Source organism: Neobacillus sp. YX16, from assembly GCF_030123505.1.
Taxonomy (GTDB): Bacteria; Bacillota; Bacilli; order Bacillales; family Cytobacillaceae; genus Neobacillus.
This window is the reverse complement of the sequence record NZ_CP126115.1, coordinates 54,655-70,234: the sequence shown is the minus strand read 5'-3', so window position 1 is coordinate 70,234 and position 15,580 is coordinate 54,655. Positions and strand designations below refer to the sequence as shown.

The window sequence follows — 15,580 nt, the reverse complement described above, 5'->3', positions numbered from 1 at the left end:
TCAGTCCCCTTTTTTGATTATTTCTTAGGTGTTAGACTTTAATTGTAAGACATATCTGAAAACACATTAAGGGGGTTTTAATTCAATGAAAAAGAAAGCGTTTTCCACTTTGATATCTTTGGCATTAATGGGCGGGCTAGTTTTAGGAGGCTGTTCATCATCATCAAGTACATCTGAAGATTCGGGTAAGTCAAGCAGTGACAAAACAGTTGTAAAAATGATGCATTTATGGCCAGAAGGCAGTTCAAATGCCCAGTATACAATTGTTGATAACATTATCAAAGCTTATGAAGAAGAGAATCCGGATGTCGATATTCAAACGGAGATTTTAGGAAATGAACAGTACAAAGAGAAAGTCAAGGTTTTATCTGCTTCAAACGAACTTCCAGATGTTGGGATTACTTGGGCTGCTGGTTATATGCAACCTTTCGTTGATGGAAATATGTTCACACCATTAGATGATATTGTCCAAAAAGATAAATTCGTTGCTGGTACACTTGATGCTTTCTCAGTGGATGAAAAGACATACGCTTTACCTCTCGAATTGAACATTACTCCTGTGTATTACAATAAAGAAATTTTTAAGAAATATAACTTAAAAGCTCCAGAGACTTATGATGAGTTCTTAAACGTTGTAGATACACTTGTTGATAAAGGTGTTACTCCAATCACTTTAGGAAACAAAGATCGCTGGACAGGCTCTATGTGGTATATGTACCTTGCAGACCGTATTGGCGGACCAGAGGCATTAAATAATGCGATCAATCGTACTGGAAGTTTTGAAGATCCAGCTTTAGTTAAAGCGGCTGAAGAAGTTACAAAACTTGTTGATAAGGGTGCATTTGTTAAAGGATTTAACGGACTATCAAACGATGAAGCAAAAGGTTACTTTATGAATGAGCAAGCAGCCATGTATTTAATGGCGACTTGGGAATTACCAAACTATACTACTAGCCCTGATGTTGCTAAGGAATTTAAAGAAAAAGTTGGATACTTCAAGTTCCCCACATATGAAGGTGGAAAAGGCGATATTGATAGCTATGTAGGCGGCCCTGGTGTTGGTTTATTTGTATCTGAACAGTCAAAAGTAAAAGACGAAGCGAAGGCATTTGTTTCTTACTTAGTAGAAGAATGGGGCAAGCGTTCCGTTGTTGACGCTGGTGTTATTCCAGCAACTAAAGTTGATACATCCAATGGCGATCTTGACCAAATGTACATTGACATTCTTAATGATTTAGGGAAAGCTACTAATCTAACACTTTATGCAGATGTTCAAATGTCTGCTGGGGTGGCTGATGTTCACTTAAATCAGATTCAGGCATTATTTGGCGGACAATCATCACCTAAAGAGTTCACAAAAACACAAGAAGAGGCTCTTGCTTCTGAGAAATAATTTCTTTGCAAGAGGGCATATTGCTAAATATGTCCTCTTCTTTATAGAAGGCTCTTTTCTTAAACTTTGTTGTTTTTTGGGACAAAATTTAAGAAAAGAGCCTGCAAACTTAATTCTAAAGCGCAAAATAGCTATTTCCACGTTTAAATCGGCTTTAAGATTTTAACAACAATCTTTACGAAACAGCCTTATAGAAAGGAAGGGGACTACCAACATGAAAAATGTTATGTCGAATAAATTAGTAATCGCCCTTTATACGCTCCCTGCTTTATTTCTCGTACTAGTCCTTATCTATATTCCAATTGGATTATCAGGTTATTATGGTTTCATGGATTGGGACGGAATTGGTGAGATGAAATTTATTGGGTTAGAAAATTATATCACCTTGATTCAGGATAATGTTTTCTGGACAAGTGCGTGGCATTCTTTCCAATTAGCCATTTTTTCTACGGCTAGCTTACTGTTATATTTAGGAATCTCACTTGTTTTAGCTAGTAAAATTAAGGGATCGGATTTATTACGTAAGATTTATTTAATTCCAATGTTATTATCATCTGTAGCCATTGCCCAGCTTTGGATGAAGATTTTTGACCCAACGAATGGAATGGCCAACAAATTACTTGAAATGTTTGGCGTGGAAAATACACCGATTTGGTTAGCAGATCCTAAGATCGCTCTTTTCTCAATTTTCATCCCAGTTATTTGGCAGTTTGCAGGATTTTATATTCTTATTTATTATGCAGCATTAAAAAATGTACCAGATGAAGTGATTGAAGCGGCAAAAATTGATGGTGCTAACCCGATACAAATAGCTTTTAAAATTAAATTACCGCTCATTTCTGGAGTGTTTAAAGTAACGATCATGCTTGCAGTAGTTGGTTCATTGAAATATTTTGACTTAATTTATGTCATGACTGGCGGAGGACCAAACGGTGCAAGTGAAGTAATGGCCTCATATATGTACAAGGAAGCATTTAAATTGAATAACTTTGGTTATGGCAGTGCCATCGGATTTGGACTACTAGTAATTTGTCTGATCATGACTTGGCTAACCTCGAAACTAACGAAATCTAATGATGATGTTCAATTTTAAGGGGGAGTGAAACAAGATGAGTGAGGTTAGCACACAACAAACAACAACAAACCTTTCCGTGCCCAAAACCACGAAGAAATCATACTTGAACAAAATCGGATTTGGCTTTCTTTATCTAATATTAGGGTTGTTTGCTATTATTCAGATTTACCCATTAGTTTGGCTGGTGTTCTTTTCACTGAAAACCAATCAAGAAGTGTTTGGAATGTCTCCTTTCGCTTTACCACAAGACCCGCAATGGGAAAACTACACAAAAGCTTGGACTTCTGGAAATATTGGGCTTTACTTTTTCAACAGCGTTTGGATTACGGTATTATCGGTCGTCCTTACCATTATCCTTGCCAGTTTCGTAACGTTTGCTGTTACACGGATGCACTGGAAATTAAGTGGTCTCATTCTCGGATTATTTTTAGTAGCTTATATGATTCCCTTGCATTCAACATTAATTCCTTTGTTTAACATGTATAACAATTTAAATTTAATTGATAATCCAACATCGATTGTCTTGTCTTATACAGCCTTTAACTTACCGTTAACGATTATGATTTTATTAGGTTTTTATAAAACTTTCCCACGTGAAATTGAAGAAGCAGCGGTAATGGATGGATGCTCGGTGCACCGAATCTTCTTCCAAATTACCCTGCCGATGACCGTGCCCGTACTATCAACGACTGCGATTATTAACATGATTTATAACTGGAATGAATTCGTCTTTGTAAACACATTCATCAGTTCAGATAATTGGAAAACACTAACTGTTGGAATCAACAACTTCGTAGGACAATACTTAACAGATTGGGGTGCCATTGGGGCCACTCTTGTTATCAGTATTGTGCCAATTCTACTTACCTTCTTATTCTTAAGTAATAAGATTGTTGAGGGTATGGCAGCCGGTTCAGTCAAAGGTTGATTGTTGGAGGGATTAGAGTGAGTGGAACTAGCACGACAAATCGGATCTATTCGGCTACTGAATGGATTGCCAAATTTGCTTATATTAATTTATTATGGATTGGATTTTCGTTGGTCGGTCTGGTCGTTCTCGGACTTTTCCCTGCTACGATTTCGATGTTCACAGTCATTCGTAAATGGATTATGGGGGAAGGGGATATCCCCATTTTTCGAACCTTTTGGGTAACCTATAAATCTGAGTTTCTTCGCAGTAATGGACTAGGCTTACTTGTTGCAATTGTATGTGGACTAATTGTTCTTGATTTAGTTTTCATGAAGAATTTGGGGAACGGTTTTACGAATGCAATCCATATCCCTCTTTACATGTTTATGTTTGCAGTAGTCATGACAATGTTTTACCTGCTCCCGATTTATGTTCATTATGAGTTAAAACTGATACAGATGATTAAAAATTCATTTTTTATGATGCTCATTAACCCTCTTGAAAATATCGTAATGATCGCTGGTATCGCTGCCATGTTTTTTGTGGTGAAATTCATCCCAGGTTTAGGCTTTTTCTTCGGCGGCAGTCTTTCAGCAGCAATAATAATGGCATCAGGCTATCTTGCTTTTAATAAAGTAGACAAAAAGAAACAGATGAACTAACTTTTAAAATTGTTCAACGAAAAAGACAGATAGGAGGTGTTTCTTGTAATAAGAAACCTTCCATCTGTCTTTTGCATTTTTAAAACTTAAGCTGCGTTTATATTGTTTTGCTCCCTTAATAAGGGCCTCTAATAAAATCCTTTACCTCTTCCTGATAGAAACGTTGTATCTCTTGCTTTTCTTCTGCTGAAAACGACTTTGTATCCAAGGCAGAGAGATTGTCCTCGACTTGTTTAACATTTTTAAATCCAGGAATGATACATGTAATTTCTTTTTGGTCTAGAATCCATCGCAGTGCCGCACTAGCCATTGATTTTCGGCCTTCTGCAATCCACTTTAACCCATCAGCCAATTCTACACCTTTATGGAACCCAAGACCTGCAAAGGTTTCCCCAACATTAAATGCCTCTCCATTTTCATTAAATCGGCGATGATCGTTGGCTTCGAAAACATGGTCAGAGGTAAATTTACCAGTTAGCAGTCCACTGGCAAGCGGTAATCGAACAAGAAGACCTACCCCTTTTTGATAAGCTTCGGGTATTAATGTTTCTAATGGCTTTTGGCGGAACATATTAAATATGATTTGCAGGCTTTTTACGTTGGGATATTCTAAACAAATGAGTCCCTCTTCTACGGTTTCTACACTAACTCCATAATGACGGATTTTACCTTCTTTCTTCAGGCGATCTAGTGCTTCAAAGACACTGCCATCTTTCAAAATCTCTGTTGCAGGGCAATGAATTTGATACAAATCAATCGCTTCCCTGTTTAAACGGCGGAGGCTGTCTTCACAATAGGAACTTACTTTTTCATAGCTGTAATTTTTCGGATCAAAAATATCACCCTGACGGCAGAACTTGGTTGCAACATGTATCTCATCTTCCCTGCCCTTAGTGGCCTTGGCCAATAACTCCTCACTATGACCATCCCCGTATACATCAGCCGTATCGAAAAAGTTCACTCCTCGGTCAATCGCATATTCTAAGGATTTCAGAGCTTCTATATCACTAGTCCTGCCCCATGAACCCCCTATTGCCCATGTTCCGAAGCTAACTTCACTGATCATTATTCCTGTATTACCTAGTTCACGATAATTCATTGTGACAACTCCCCTTTATTCATTTATCCAGCGCTTCCTACTTTATTTCATCTTTTATCGTTCAAAACGGAACCAGCCAAAGTCAAAATTCGAACCTGGCAGGAATATGAAGGTTACCTTTTGTACTCCAGTTATTCTTTCTAATTCAAATACTCGCTCTTCGTATTCATCCGATTGTGTGAATTCAACCAGTTGATTGCTTTCGCCTTCTTGATTAACAATACGGATATGAATCGTATTTTTATCAATCGGCGATCTGCCCTTAATGGCAAGTTTTGTACAACCTTCACTTGTAAAATCCATCTCTTCAAACTCTAGAGAGACATTATTTCCAATACCTTCCACACAATATTCTCTCAGAACAAATGTGTCACCGTATATGTGGTCACATTCGACAGCATCGTTTTGTTCAAATGCGCGATTCTGTTTTTCAAATGAAAATCCTTTGATGTGCACCTTCTTTTGAAGGACAAAACAAATCGAAGTAATGCCGCGGAGTCTCTTTGACAAGCGATAGGTTTCTTCTTGATACACATTCCACTTCGATTCCTTTTGGTAGATGACATCCGCCACCAATTCACTTCCATCCTCATCAGGCATTCCCTCCCATATCTGTAGGGAATATTCTTCACTTGATAAAGCAAAAATCGGAAGCGTGATGGCGTCAGAGCCATACAGGCCAAAGTCGATGTCATGAAAACCTACTTGGGTTTCACCATCCCGGCTTGTCGCCACTCCTCTTTCGTTCCCGTTTCCTACTTCCCCTTGGCTGTAATCATATAGCCCTGCAGAGATAAAACCATATGGATCTTTATAAGCTGTTCCAAGGCCCTCTGCGATGAATTCTAGTTGAGATATTAGTTTCGTTTTGTCAGTACCATTCTTGCTCGTACAACGCACTCTAAATTCTCCATCACCTAAAGCGATAATCTTCGCTTCATGGCCAAAGGCCTCTACCTTGGCAATATTTGATACAATTCCTGCTTCATTCACCACACTCCACTCTACTTCTTGATAAGAAGCATCCGGCGGGTGTAACTTTGCCCGGACAACCATCTCTTTCCTTGATTCATCAAACAATTGTCCTGATTCGCTGATAATTTCAATTTTGCGGAGAGGCATCTCTTCACTGCTTCCCATCACAACTGGTAAGTCACGATTGTTCATATGTGCAGAGATTCCTTCTACATCTGCATCTTTCATTGGAAGAGACCCAAATTCTGCCATCTGCGTTTCTAACCCTTTGGAGGAAACCTCCATTTGAATCTTTCCTGGTTCCAATGTTGCTCCTATGATGGCCATTAACTTCCCGCTGAATAATCTTCTGCTTTTCCCTTTATACTGGTCGTAATCTGTACTATCCCCATTATCTAGACCAAGCAACCGACCTGCGCCCGTAACATGGACATTTACCCGGTTAGTGGCATTCTCTACTGGATTACCATTTTCATCTTCCATACTAATTTCGACAAAAATTAAATCCCTTCCATCTGCAATAAGTTCCTTTTTATCTGCCTTTAGACATATCTTCTTTGCATCTCCAAAGGATCTTTTTACATCCATTGCAATTACTTTTCCTGTTTCATCATAGGCAAGTGCCCTTAATTCTCCCTCTTGATAAGGGAGCTTCCACCACCCGACTAGTTCTGTCCCATGTACATGGTCAATATCATGGGTACCAACGGTGACACCATTGAATTGCAGTTCAATTTTAGGTGCATTGGAGCATACCCTTACATCAATGGTTTGACCTTTATTAAATTCCCAATAAGGAAAAATGTGCACCATTGGGCTTGTCTTGTAATCTGTCCATTCTGCTTGATAAATGTAAAATGAATCCTTTTTAAAAGTAGCCGTATCAATTTGTCCTAGGTAGGAATTCTTGGTATGATATGGCGTTGGTTCACCGATATAGTCAAATCCTGTCCAAATAAATTGACCGAGCGAGAAAGGGGTGTCTCGATCTGCTATAATACAAGCTTCTATTGACTTTGCTCCCCAGCTTGTTGAACTGTTTCCAAGCGCAGAACATTGCTCGTCATCGTCTGCCAGTATCGATTTTTCAAAGGGGAAGTGATAGATTCCTCTGCTTTGTACAACAGAGGCGGTTTCACTGCCATAGACAACCCAATCCGGATGCTCCTCATGATGTTTTTGATAATATTTTTCTGCATAGTTATAACCTGCGACCTTAACAATATCCGCACATTTTTGAGCATTCTCCCACGGCATATAATTAGATCCAATGGTCACACTTGCATTTTCCTTCGTATCATATTTTCGTACCTCATCCAAAAGCATTTTTGTTAATTCTTGCCCTCTTTCATCGGCATGGGTATCATATATTTCATTTCCTATGCTCCACATTACCAAGCTAGGATGATTCCGGTCTCTCATAACCCAGCTTTTTATATCAATAGGAGCCCAATCCTTAAAAAATCTTGCGTAGTCATAAGGCGTTTTTGACCTTTCCCACATATCAAAGGCCTCCGAGACGATAAGAACTCCCATTTCATCTGCTAAATCCATCAGTTCTTTAGCAGGCATATTGTGAGCTGTCCGGATTGCGTTAACACCCATTTCCTTCAATATAGCAAATCTTCTTTCTAGGGCTGTTTTATTGCACGCGGCTCCTAATGCTCCCAAGTCATGATGTTCACAAACGCCATTTAATTTCATCCTTTTCCCATTTAGGAAAAAACCCTGCTCCGGATTGAGGTTAATGGTTCGAAATCCTATTTTCTGGGATATGGATTCAATTTCCTGGTCCTTTCCAACTGGCTGTAATTGGGTTGTGAGTTGATAAAGATTCGGTTCATCTGGGCTCCAAACCTCCGGGTTTTTGACCATTAGCCTTTGCCTGTTCTGCTTTCTGGAATCTATGCCTGCCACGACCATTTCGGAAGTAGCCGCAATCATTTGACCTTTATACGAAATCGTATGGGAGAGGTGTCCATCTTCATTGATGTTCAAGTCTGTATCGACTTCTACCTCCCAGCCATCCTCTTTCTGTTTCGTGGTAATGTAAATTCCATCCGTTACAATATAGGTCTTAGCCCTTGTCTTCAGCCATACATTGCGGTAGATGCCCGCACCCGAGTACCATCGGCTATTGGGGCTCTGGTGTACGACCTTGACCAAGATTTCATTTTCCCCCTCCATGAGCTTCTCTGTGATCTCGTGTTCAAATGAGGAATAACCGTATTTCCATTCTCCTATAAACTGCTGATTCACATAGAGGGAAGATTCCATATAAACGCCATCAAAGCACAAGAGAACCTGTTCTTCCTCTTTCGTATATGTAAATGTTTTACGATACCAGCCGATACTGTTTTCATAAAGATCCAATGTATTATAGATAAGCCAATCATGGGGCAGGTCGACCGGGTCAAATTTCAAAGTCGCACTACCTGTAGTCTCCAGGCTACTTTTGGCAAATTCCCATCCATCATTAAAAAGTGTTTTCTGGTTCATGTTGGTGTACTCCCTTTAATCTAGTTTCGACCGGTCCCAATTAAAACCGATTTCCTTTATACCAATCAAAATCACGAATCGTGTTCTCACGGATTCTACTGATTTTTCCGTAAAACTCTTCTAAAAGAGAGCTGGCTTGTTCTTCCAGCTCTCAAGCTTTTTATAATTTTGCTTTTATTTATTTTGGATATTTTCTTTATCTGGATAAATCATGATTTTGATGCTTGTATCCTTTTGGGTTCTTGCCATTTCAACCGCTTCCTTAATTTCGCTTAAGGCATACTTGTGTGTAATGACTTTTTCGATATCAACTCCAGAGCCGCCTAGTGCTTGAATGGCTGCAGGGTATGTATTGGCATAACGGAAAATTCCGTATACATCGATTTCCCCATCAATAATCTGATTTACATCAAGCGGAATCTCATTCACTGCAGGCATGCCGACAAACACAATTCTTCCACCGCGATTAACCACTTTGACAGCGTCGGCTATCGCCCTTTGATTACCGGAAGATTCGATTACAACCGTCACACCTTTTCCAGCGGTTAATTCCGCAATTTTGTCCTTGGCATTCTCACTTAACGGATCAATGACTCCCGTTACCCCCATTTCGAGACCTAATTGTCTCCGGTAAGGAACAACATCACTTGCATAAATTTCAGAAACTCCGAACATTTTAGCTGCTTGTACAGCTAAAAGCCCAATTGGCCCAAGTCCGCTTACAAAAATTCGGTCAGCAGGTGTAACTTTACCGCGATTCATCGCATGAAAGCCTACTGATAGCGGCTCCAGTAAAGCACCTTCCTCAAAGCTCATACTGTCTGGCAGCTTAAAAAGGAAATCGCTGCGGATTGTCACATATTCTGCCCAAGCACCATCAACCGGTGGTGTTGCCATGAATACGACATCAGGGCATAGGTTGTAACGCCCAATCTTACAATATTCGCACCGGCCACAGGTTACACCTGGTTCTACCGCTACCCTGTCACCAACTGTTACATGGGTAACATCTGATCCAACTTTTACAACCTGACCAGCTAATTCATGTCCTAAAACAATCGGTTCCTTCACTACGTAACGGCCAATCTTTCCATGCTCATAATAGTGAACATCGGAGCCGCATACGCCGATACAATATACTTTTAGCAGCGCCTCGTTTGCCCTAGGTTCTGGAATGCTAATCTTCTTTACTTCTATATCCAATGGCTTGTTCATCACTGCTGCATCCATTAGAGCTGTTGCCATTTCTCCGCCCCCACTTTCTTTTTATTTACGTTCACGATAAGTAAAGTAATCGAAATCTGAATATTTGCCTTGACCGCTAAGATCCTGTGTACATACGCCAATAAAAGCGCCTGTAAAACCTTGGTCAAGTAAAATGCCGCCTATTTTTAGTTCGACATTGTCATCTGATATTTTGCTAGCATCTAAAATAGGGCCGATGGCAGTCCAAGTCTCTCCATCTTTAGAGAAATAGAATTGCAGATTTGCATAGTGGAGGTCAGCTTTTAAATAGACTCGCTCCCAGCCTTCGATCGATACTGGGGTTTCTAATGGCTCATCGTATAAACCACGGTCACTGGACATGATGCCTAAGGATTTTCCTTGCTCCTCATCATGGCTGATCCAAAGATAATAGAAATTTTTTGTATTGTAATAATAGACCAGACCTGCTAGGTGCTGATAGGTTTCAGGCTCAAATTCCACCACTGTTTCCGCAATAACAGAAAAGGCCTGCTGCCTGCGTGCAACCAGACTCTGTCTATGGTTGGAACTAAGAGACTCTCTTCCTATTAATCTAAGAAAACCAGGTCTCTCCTTAGTCGTCCCCCACTCATCACTAAGCGGTTCACGAAGTGTATTAAAATGAATGCTTATATTTTCATGTTCAAAGTGTTCTGTATCAGGTTCTTGCACAAAGGGATTTTCAGGTAATTCTGGTCCTTCCACCTGAAGATGCGGACTTGTTCCGCCATCAGCAAGCCTTAGCCAGCCATCCTCAGTCCAGGTCCCTTTTTGAATAGCTGTTTCTCTGCCGAGATTACAATTCATGGATGGCTTAAGGGGACGCCCTGTCAAGTGAACTAAATAAAATTCATTGTCCTGAGTATGTACAATGCTCGCATGCCCTGCCTTTTGAAGCTCCAATTTGGGTTTGCCGGATGAAGTAAGAATAGGACCAATTGGGTCTAACTCATAGGGACCATAAAGATTCTTTGAGCGCGCAACGGTTACAGCATGTTCATATCTTGTTCCACCTTCAGCGGTCATTAAATAATAGAAGTCATGATGTTTGTAAATATGAGGCGCTTCAGTTAAACCAAGTTTGGTACCTCTGAAAATATTGTGAATAGGTCCTACTAATTTTTTCTCCTCAGGAGAATACTGTTGAAGCAATATACCACCAAAGGAATTTTTATTTTTTCGATGGTCCCACACCATGTTCACTAACCATTTTCTCCCATCGTCATCATGGAATAGTGATGGATCAAAACCACTGCTGTTTAAATAAATAGGTTCGGACCAAGGACCCTCGATGTTCTCGGCTGTTACAAGGTAATTATGAGTATCCTTAAACGGGCCGATATGACTTTTAACATCTGTAAAAATTAAGTAAAAGGTTCCTTCATGATAGCTTAAGCATGGAGCCCAAATCCCGCCTGAATCAGGATTCCCAATCATATCAAGCTGGCTCTTCCGTGTTAATGGATGACCTATCAGCTTCCAATTCTTTAAATCTCTAGAATGGTGAATTTGAACCCCGGGAAACCATTCAAAGGTGGACGTTGCGATATAAAAATCATCTCCAACCCTGATTATGGAAGGATCAGGGTTAAATCCACGTAATATTGGATTAACAATCCGAGACAAAGTAACTCCTCCTTATTTTGACAGCTGCCACCTATTGATCAAAACGAACGCTGAGTAACTGCCCAATCTATTTTGAATTTAATAGATTTTTCTGTTTTGCTCTTCCTTTATTCCTGATTTCCTATAAAAATAGGTATTGATAATATCCCGCCATTCCTTTGAATGGTTTGCTTGTTCTTGTAATCTAGTTAAAATATCATCGAAGCGCTCCCGATCAATCTTATCCTTAAGCTGTAACCAGGATTTAACCAACCCCTCAGCCTCTTTAACCCCTTCAAAATGAGTGTTGTAAATATGCTGGATGACCGTTACACCTGATTTAAGCTTATGTGTGTATGGTACATGATGGAAAAATAACAGCAGTTCATCTGGACATGTTTCAATATTTTCATACCTCTCAGTATTTTCTTTAAAATACTGAGAGGTGTAGCCGGTACCCGTTTTTACAGTCCGGTCCACCCCAATTCCTTTCCAATCCGCAAAGTGGTACGTTCCCCAAACGTCATATTCATACCCATCCACATTTGGTCCGTAATGATGATGTGGGTTTACCATCCAGCCTACACCAAGTGGTGACGTATATTTTTCATAAATACTCCATGATTTTAACAGCATCTTACTAATCAGTTCTTTGACCAATTCATCCTGGCCGAAGGTTTGCCCAATCCATTCTTCTGTGATTGTTTCAGCTGAAAGATCCGGGTCCCATGTTAAGCGACCAAAACCGTAAAGATTTGCCTGTGCAAGAGTATGTCCAGTCCAATTATAATCATTACCGATATTGGATACGGCAGTAATCCCGCTATACTTGTATTGGAACAGGGATCCATCGACAACCTTTTTGACTTCTGAGCCTTTACCTTTTGCATACGTATCAAAATCAAGGACTTCCTTCCATTGTGGAACCAGGTAGCAAAGATGTCTTTGTTGTCCTGTATATTCTTGTGTAACTTGGAATTCCAACATTTGATTGGTGTTTTCCATTGCACCAAATAACGGCGAAACACCTTCACGTACTTGGAAATCCATTGGACCATTCTTAATTTGTAAAATAACATTGTCATGGAACTGACCATCTAATGGTCTAAAATGGTCATAGGCAGCTCTTGCTCGATCCGTAGAGCGGTCACGCCAATCCTGAAGGCAGTTATAAACGAAACATCTCCAAAGAACAATTCCATTAAAAGGCTCGAGCGCTTCTGCAAGCATGTTTGCACCGTCCGCATGGTTTCTGCCATATGTAAAAGGTCCAGGGCGGTGTTCTGAATCGGCTTTGACTAGGAATCCACCAAAATTAGGAATATAGCTGTAAATTTCTTCAGCCTTATCTTTCCACCATTGTCTAACCTTAGAATCGAGTGGGTCTGCTGTGGATAAATTTCCAATTGTGATTGTACTTGCATAGTTCACGCTAAGGAAGGTGCTGATTCCATACGCCCTAAAAATTCCGGCTACTTCTGCGACTTTAGGCAGCAAGATGCTTGTAATTAAATCTGTTTCAACCTTGTGAACATTTACATTATTGATCGCAATTCCATTAATCCCTACTGAAGAAAGAAGTCTTGCATAGTCTTCAATTCTATTAAGTTCATCAGAGAATTCATTTTCTTTATAAAAAATCGAGTTGCCTGCATAGCCGCGTTCAATACTTCCATCCATATTATCCCATTGATTAAGCATTCGTAATTGATTTTTAGGATTCTCAAGGATATCCAGCTGTTGTAGGTTTTCCCTGTTTTGCATTAAGCGTAATAGATGAAAAGTAGCATATAAGACACCTGAATCGTTTTTCCCCACTAGGAAAATAGTATCCTTTCCCCCAGATGTAACAGTTTTGATAACATATCCGTCATCATTTAATTGATCAAAATCAACATCCACTAAATCAACAATAGAAGCTTTTGCAGCTAACACAAGACTAGCTTGCATTGGTTCAGAACTACAATCTGGCTCAATTTCCAACATAGAAGAAATGCCGAGTAAAAGTTCTTTCTTAGCAGACTCAATGACTGCAGAAGCTCCTAGAATACTAATGCGGCCACACCATTGTTTATATTCATTTACTAATGTTTGATCCTCAATATTTTTATACTGAAGCCAGGCAGCATAACTTTCTTTGTGTTCTACCTTGAACAAATCAGTCGTATTTTGTGAAATATTCTCAACAATGCTCTTCATTATTTCTCCTCCTAAAGATGATTAAGCATGTTACTGCTCCAATGAATCCCAAATCCCTAAAAGATACATGATTCCAAGGGCTCGATCATATAACCCATAGCCTGGGCGGCATTTTTCGTCCCAAATATGCCTTCCATGATCTGGTCTTATATATCCGTTAAATCCGCTTTCATGATAAGCTTTCATGATACCGACCATATCCACTGTTCCATCCTGACTGCGATGGGATGTTTCAATAAAATCACCATTTTCATAGACTTTTACATTACGAACATGGGCAAAAGGTATGCGATCGGCAAATTCTCTTACCATATCAACGATATCGTTGTTTGGATTAGCACCTAAAGCACCACTGCAAAGTGTTATCCCATTATAAGGACTGTTAACAAGCTTTAAAACTCGTCTTATGTTCTCCTGATTCGTAATAATACGGGGCAATCCAAAAATTGGCCATGGTGGATCATCCGGATGTATAGCCATTTTGATGTCATTCTCTTCACATACTGGAATAATTGCTTCTAAAAAATACTGCAAATTGTTAAATAAATCTTCTACTGATACGTCCCTATAGGCATCAAATAGCTTAGTAAGATTTTCTAAGCGCTCCGGCTCCCAGCCTGGCATAGTATAGTCGCGATTATTTGCTATCCTATTCACTAATTCCATTGGATCGATGTCATCTACCTTAGACTTTTCATAAAACAAGGAAGTGGATCCATCACCATGTTCTTTAAATAAATCTGTCCTAATCCAGTCAAATACGGGCATAAAATTATAGCAGATTACTTTTACCCCTACCTTTGCCAGTTTTTCAATGGTTCTTTTATAGTTCTCTATATATTTATCTCTTGAAGGAAGGCCTAATTTAATATCTTCGTGAACATTGACACTTTCAACCACATCGATATTAAATCCGTATGGATCAACTTGCCGCTTAACTTCAAGAATTTTCTCCATTGGCCATTCTTCTCCAGCCAGCATATTATGAAGTGCCCAGACGATCGTTTTGACTCCAGGAATTTGTTTGATTTGGTGAAGGGTAACAGAATCATTTCCCTCACCATACCATCTAAAAGCCATTTTCATCGGTTATTCCTCCGTTCTAAAATTTAAAAAGTAAGTTTGTTGTTTAAACAAACTTACTTCATCTATAAGGTGTTAACCGCATGGGGTTAACTCGGACTTTTTTGTGAATCACAAAATCTCAACTGAATATCTTCAAGTAATCCTTTGCTATTTAGCATAAATGCATAGCAAATGAGACTAGCAATAAATAAGATTAAAAAATTAGATGTTATTAACAGTAGAAACAAAGTAATAATAACAATACTAATATTTCCAAAGGTAATTTTCACCTTCATGAAACTATAATAAACGGACAATTTCCAAATATCCTTTAGTCGAAATTTATAGCCTGCACTAATCAAAAATGCGTTTATTGATATAATCATAATCAAAATAATCCCAATTAAAAAAACTACCGATAATACATTGTTAATTGTTGAGAGATTTGAATTAAAATAGTGTAAGTCAACGATTAAAATATACAAGACTACAAGCAAAGGCAGCCAAAATTTCATAGTGTCTTTAAAATTTATTTTATATCCGTGAAAAAAGTCATTTAATGGAGAAAGTTCTTTTTCACGAATCAATTTTCCAATTGAGTAGAATAGTGCTGAAATCGTAGGTCCTGTCGGTATAAGTGCCAGAAAGTAAATCGTGATATTTGAAAAAGCAGGTTCTAATGTCATGAAAAAAAATAAACAAATGATATTACTTAGCATAAAATAAATATTGGTCATAAAAAGGGCATAGATATGATTTGTTACACCGAATAAGATCCCTTCTCCAAATGCATTTTTTTGATTCATAACACTCTTCCTTTAATCATTTAGTTGATATTAAAACTGCCTGCAAC

At 39.0% G+C, this 15,580-nt stretch carries 11 protein-coding genes; 4 read left to right on the top strand and 7 right to left on the bottom strand.

Going from position 1 to position 15,580, the window contains the following annotated elements; genetic code table 11:
- Positions 1–85 precede the first annotated feature (85 nt).
- From QNH48_RS00305 to QNH48_RS00290, 4 genes are all read left to right on the top strand, one after another.
- Positions 86–1,393, top strand: coding sequence for an extracellular solute-binding protein (locus QNH48_RS00305; protein ID WP_283953346.1), 1,308 nt, complete (start codon positions 86–88; stop codon positions 1,391–1,393).
- A 214-nt stretch (positions 1,394–1,607) separates the two neighbouring features.
- Complete coding sequence (locus tag QNH48_RS00300; RefSeq protein ID WP_283953345.1) at positions 1,608–2,486, top strand: carbohydrate ABC transporter permease; 879 nt, start codon at positions 1,608–1,610, stop codon at positions 2,484–2,486.
- A 16-nt stretch (positions 2,487–2,502) separates the two neighbouring features.
- Entirely contained in the window at positions 2,503–3,396 is an 894-nt protein-coding gene (locus QNH48_RS00295; protein ID WP_283953344.1) for a carbohydrate ABC transporter permease, read from the top strand.
- A 17-nt stretch (positions 3,397–3,413) separates the two neighbouring features.
- Positions 3,414–4,040, top strand: a complete 627-nt coding sequence (locus QNH48_RS00290) for a YesL family protein (protein ID WP_283953343.1) — start codon at positions 3,414–3,416, stop codon at positions 4,038–4,040.
- A gap of 115 nt (positions 4,041–4,155) precedes the next feature.
- On the opposite strand, the gene QNH48_RS00285 is transcribed toward QNH48_RS00290, so the two are convergent.
- From QNH48_RS00285 to QNH48_RS00255, 7 genes are all read right to left on the bottom strand, one after another.
- Entirely contained in the window at positions 4,156–5,139 is a 984-nt protein-coding gene (locus tag QNH48_RS00285) for an aldo/keto reductase (protein ID WP_283953342.1), read from the bottom strand.
- A gap of 54 nt (positions 5,140–5,193) precedes the next feature.
- Positions 5,194–8,613 (bottom strand): glycoside hydrolase family 2 TIM barrel-domain containing protein, encoded by a 3,420-nt coding sequence (locus QNH48_RS00280; RefSeq protein WP_283953341.1) that lies wholly within the window; start codon positions 8,611–8,613, stop codon positions 5,194–5,196.
- Between the two features lie 174 nt (positions 8,614–8,787).
- Positions 8,788–9,858 (bottom strand): NAD(P)-dependent alcohol dehydrogenase, encoded by a 1,071-nt coding sequence (locus tag QNH48_RS00275; protein WP_283953340.1) that lies wholly within the window; start codon positions 9,856–9,858, stop codon positions 8,788–8,790.
- Positions 9,859–9,879: 21 nt separating this feature from the next.
- Positions 9,880–11,484 (bottom strand): glycoside hydrolase family 43 protein, encoded by a 1,605-nt coding sequence (locus QNH48_RS00270; RefSeq protein WP_283953339.1) that lies wholly within the window; start codon positions 11,482–11,484, stop codon positions 9,880–9,882.
- 78 nt (positions 11,485–11,562) lie between these two features.
- Positions 11,563–13,662: an alpha-glucuronidase family glycosyl hydrolase gene (locus QNH48_RS00265; protein ID WP_283953338.1), complete on the bottom strand. Its 2,100-nt coding sequence runs from the start codon at positions 13,660–13,662 to the stop codon at positions 11,563–11,565.
- 30 nt (positions 13,663–13,692) lie between these two features.
- Entirely contained in the window at positions 13,693–14,748 is a 1,056-nt protein-coding gene (gene uxuA, locus QNH48_RS00260) for a mannonate dehydratase (RefSeq protein WP_283953337.1), read from the bottom strand.
- An 86-nt stretch (positions 14,749–14,834) separates the two neighbouring features.
- Complete coding sequence (locus QNH48_RS00255; RefSeq protein ID WP_283953336.1) at positions 14,835–15,533, bottom strand: DUF624 domain-containing protein; 699 nt, start codon at positions 15,531–15,533, stop codon at positions 14,835–14,837.
- Positions 15,534–15,580 lie beyond the last annotated feature (47 nt).

Excerpts from the sequence above, each read along its gene's own strand:
- QNH48_RS00305 (WP_283953346.1), top strand. The coding sequence starts at position 86 with ATGAAAAAGAAAGCGTTTTCCACTTTGATATCTTTGGCATTAATGGGC.
- QNH48_RS00300 (WP_283953345.1), top strand. The coding sequence starts at position 1,608 with ATGAAAAATGTTATGTCGAATAAATTAGTAATCGCCCTTTATACGCTC.
- QNH48_RS00295 (WP_283953344.1), top strand. The coding sequence starts at position 2,503 with ATGAGTGAGGTTAGCACACAACAAACAACAACAAACCTTTCCGTGCCC.
- QNH48_RS00285 (WP_283953342.1), bottom strand. The coding sequence starts at position 5,139 with ATGAATTATCGTGAACTAGGTAATACAGGAATAATGATCAGTGAAGTT.
- QNH48_RS00280 (WP_283953341.1), bottom strand. The coding sequence starts at position 8,613 with ATGAACCAGAAAACACTTTTTAATGATGGATGGGAATTTGCCAAAAGT.
- QNH48_RS00275 (WP_283953340.1), bottom strand. The coding sequence starts at position 9,858 with ATGGCAACAGCTCTAATGGATGCAGCAGTGATGAACAAGCCATTGGAT.
- QNH48_RS00265 (WP_283953338.1), bottom strand. The coding sequence starts at position 13,662 with ATGAAGAGCATTGTTGAGAATATTTCACAAAATACGACTGATTTGTTC.
- uxuA (WP_283953337.1), bottom strand. The coding sequence starts at position 14,748 with ATGAAAATGGCTTTTAGATGGTATGGTGAGGGAAATGATTCTGTTACC.
- QNH48_RS00255 (WP_283953336.1), bottom strand. The coding sequence starts at position 15,533 with ATGAATCAAAAAAATGCATTTGGAGAAGGGATCTTATTCGGTGTAACA.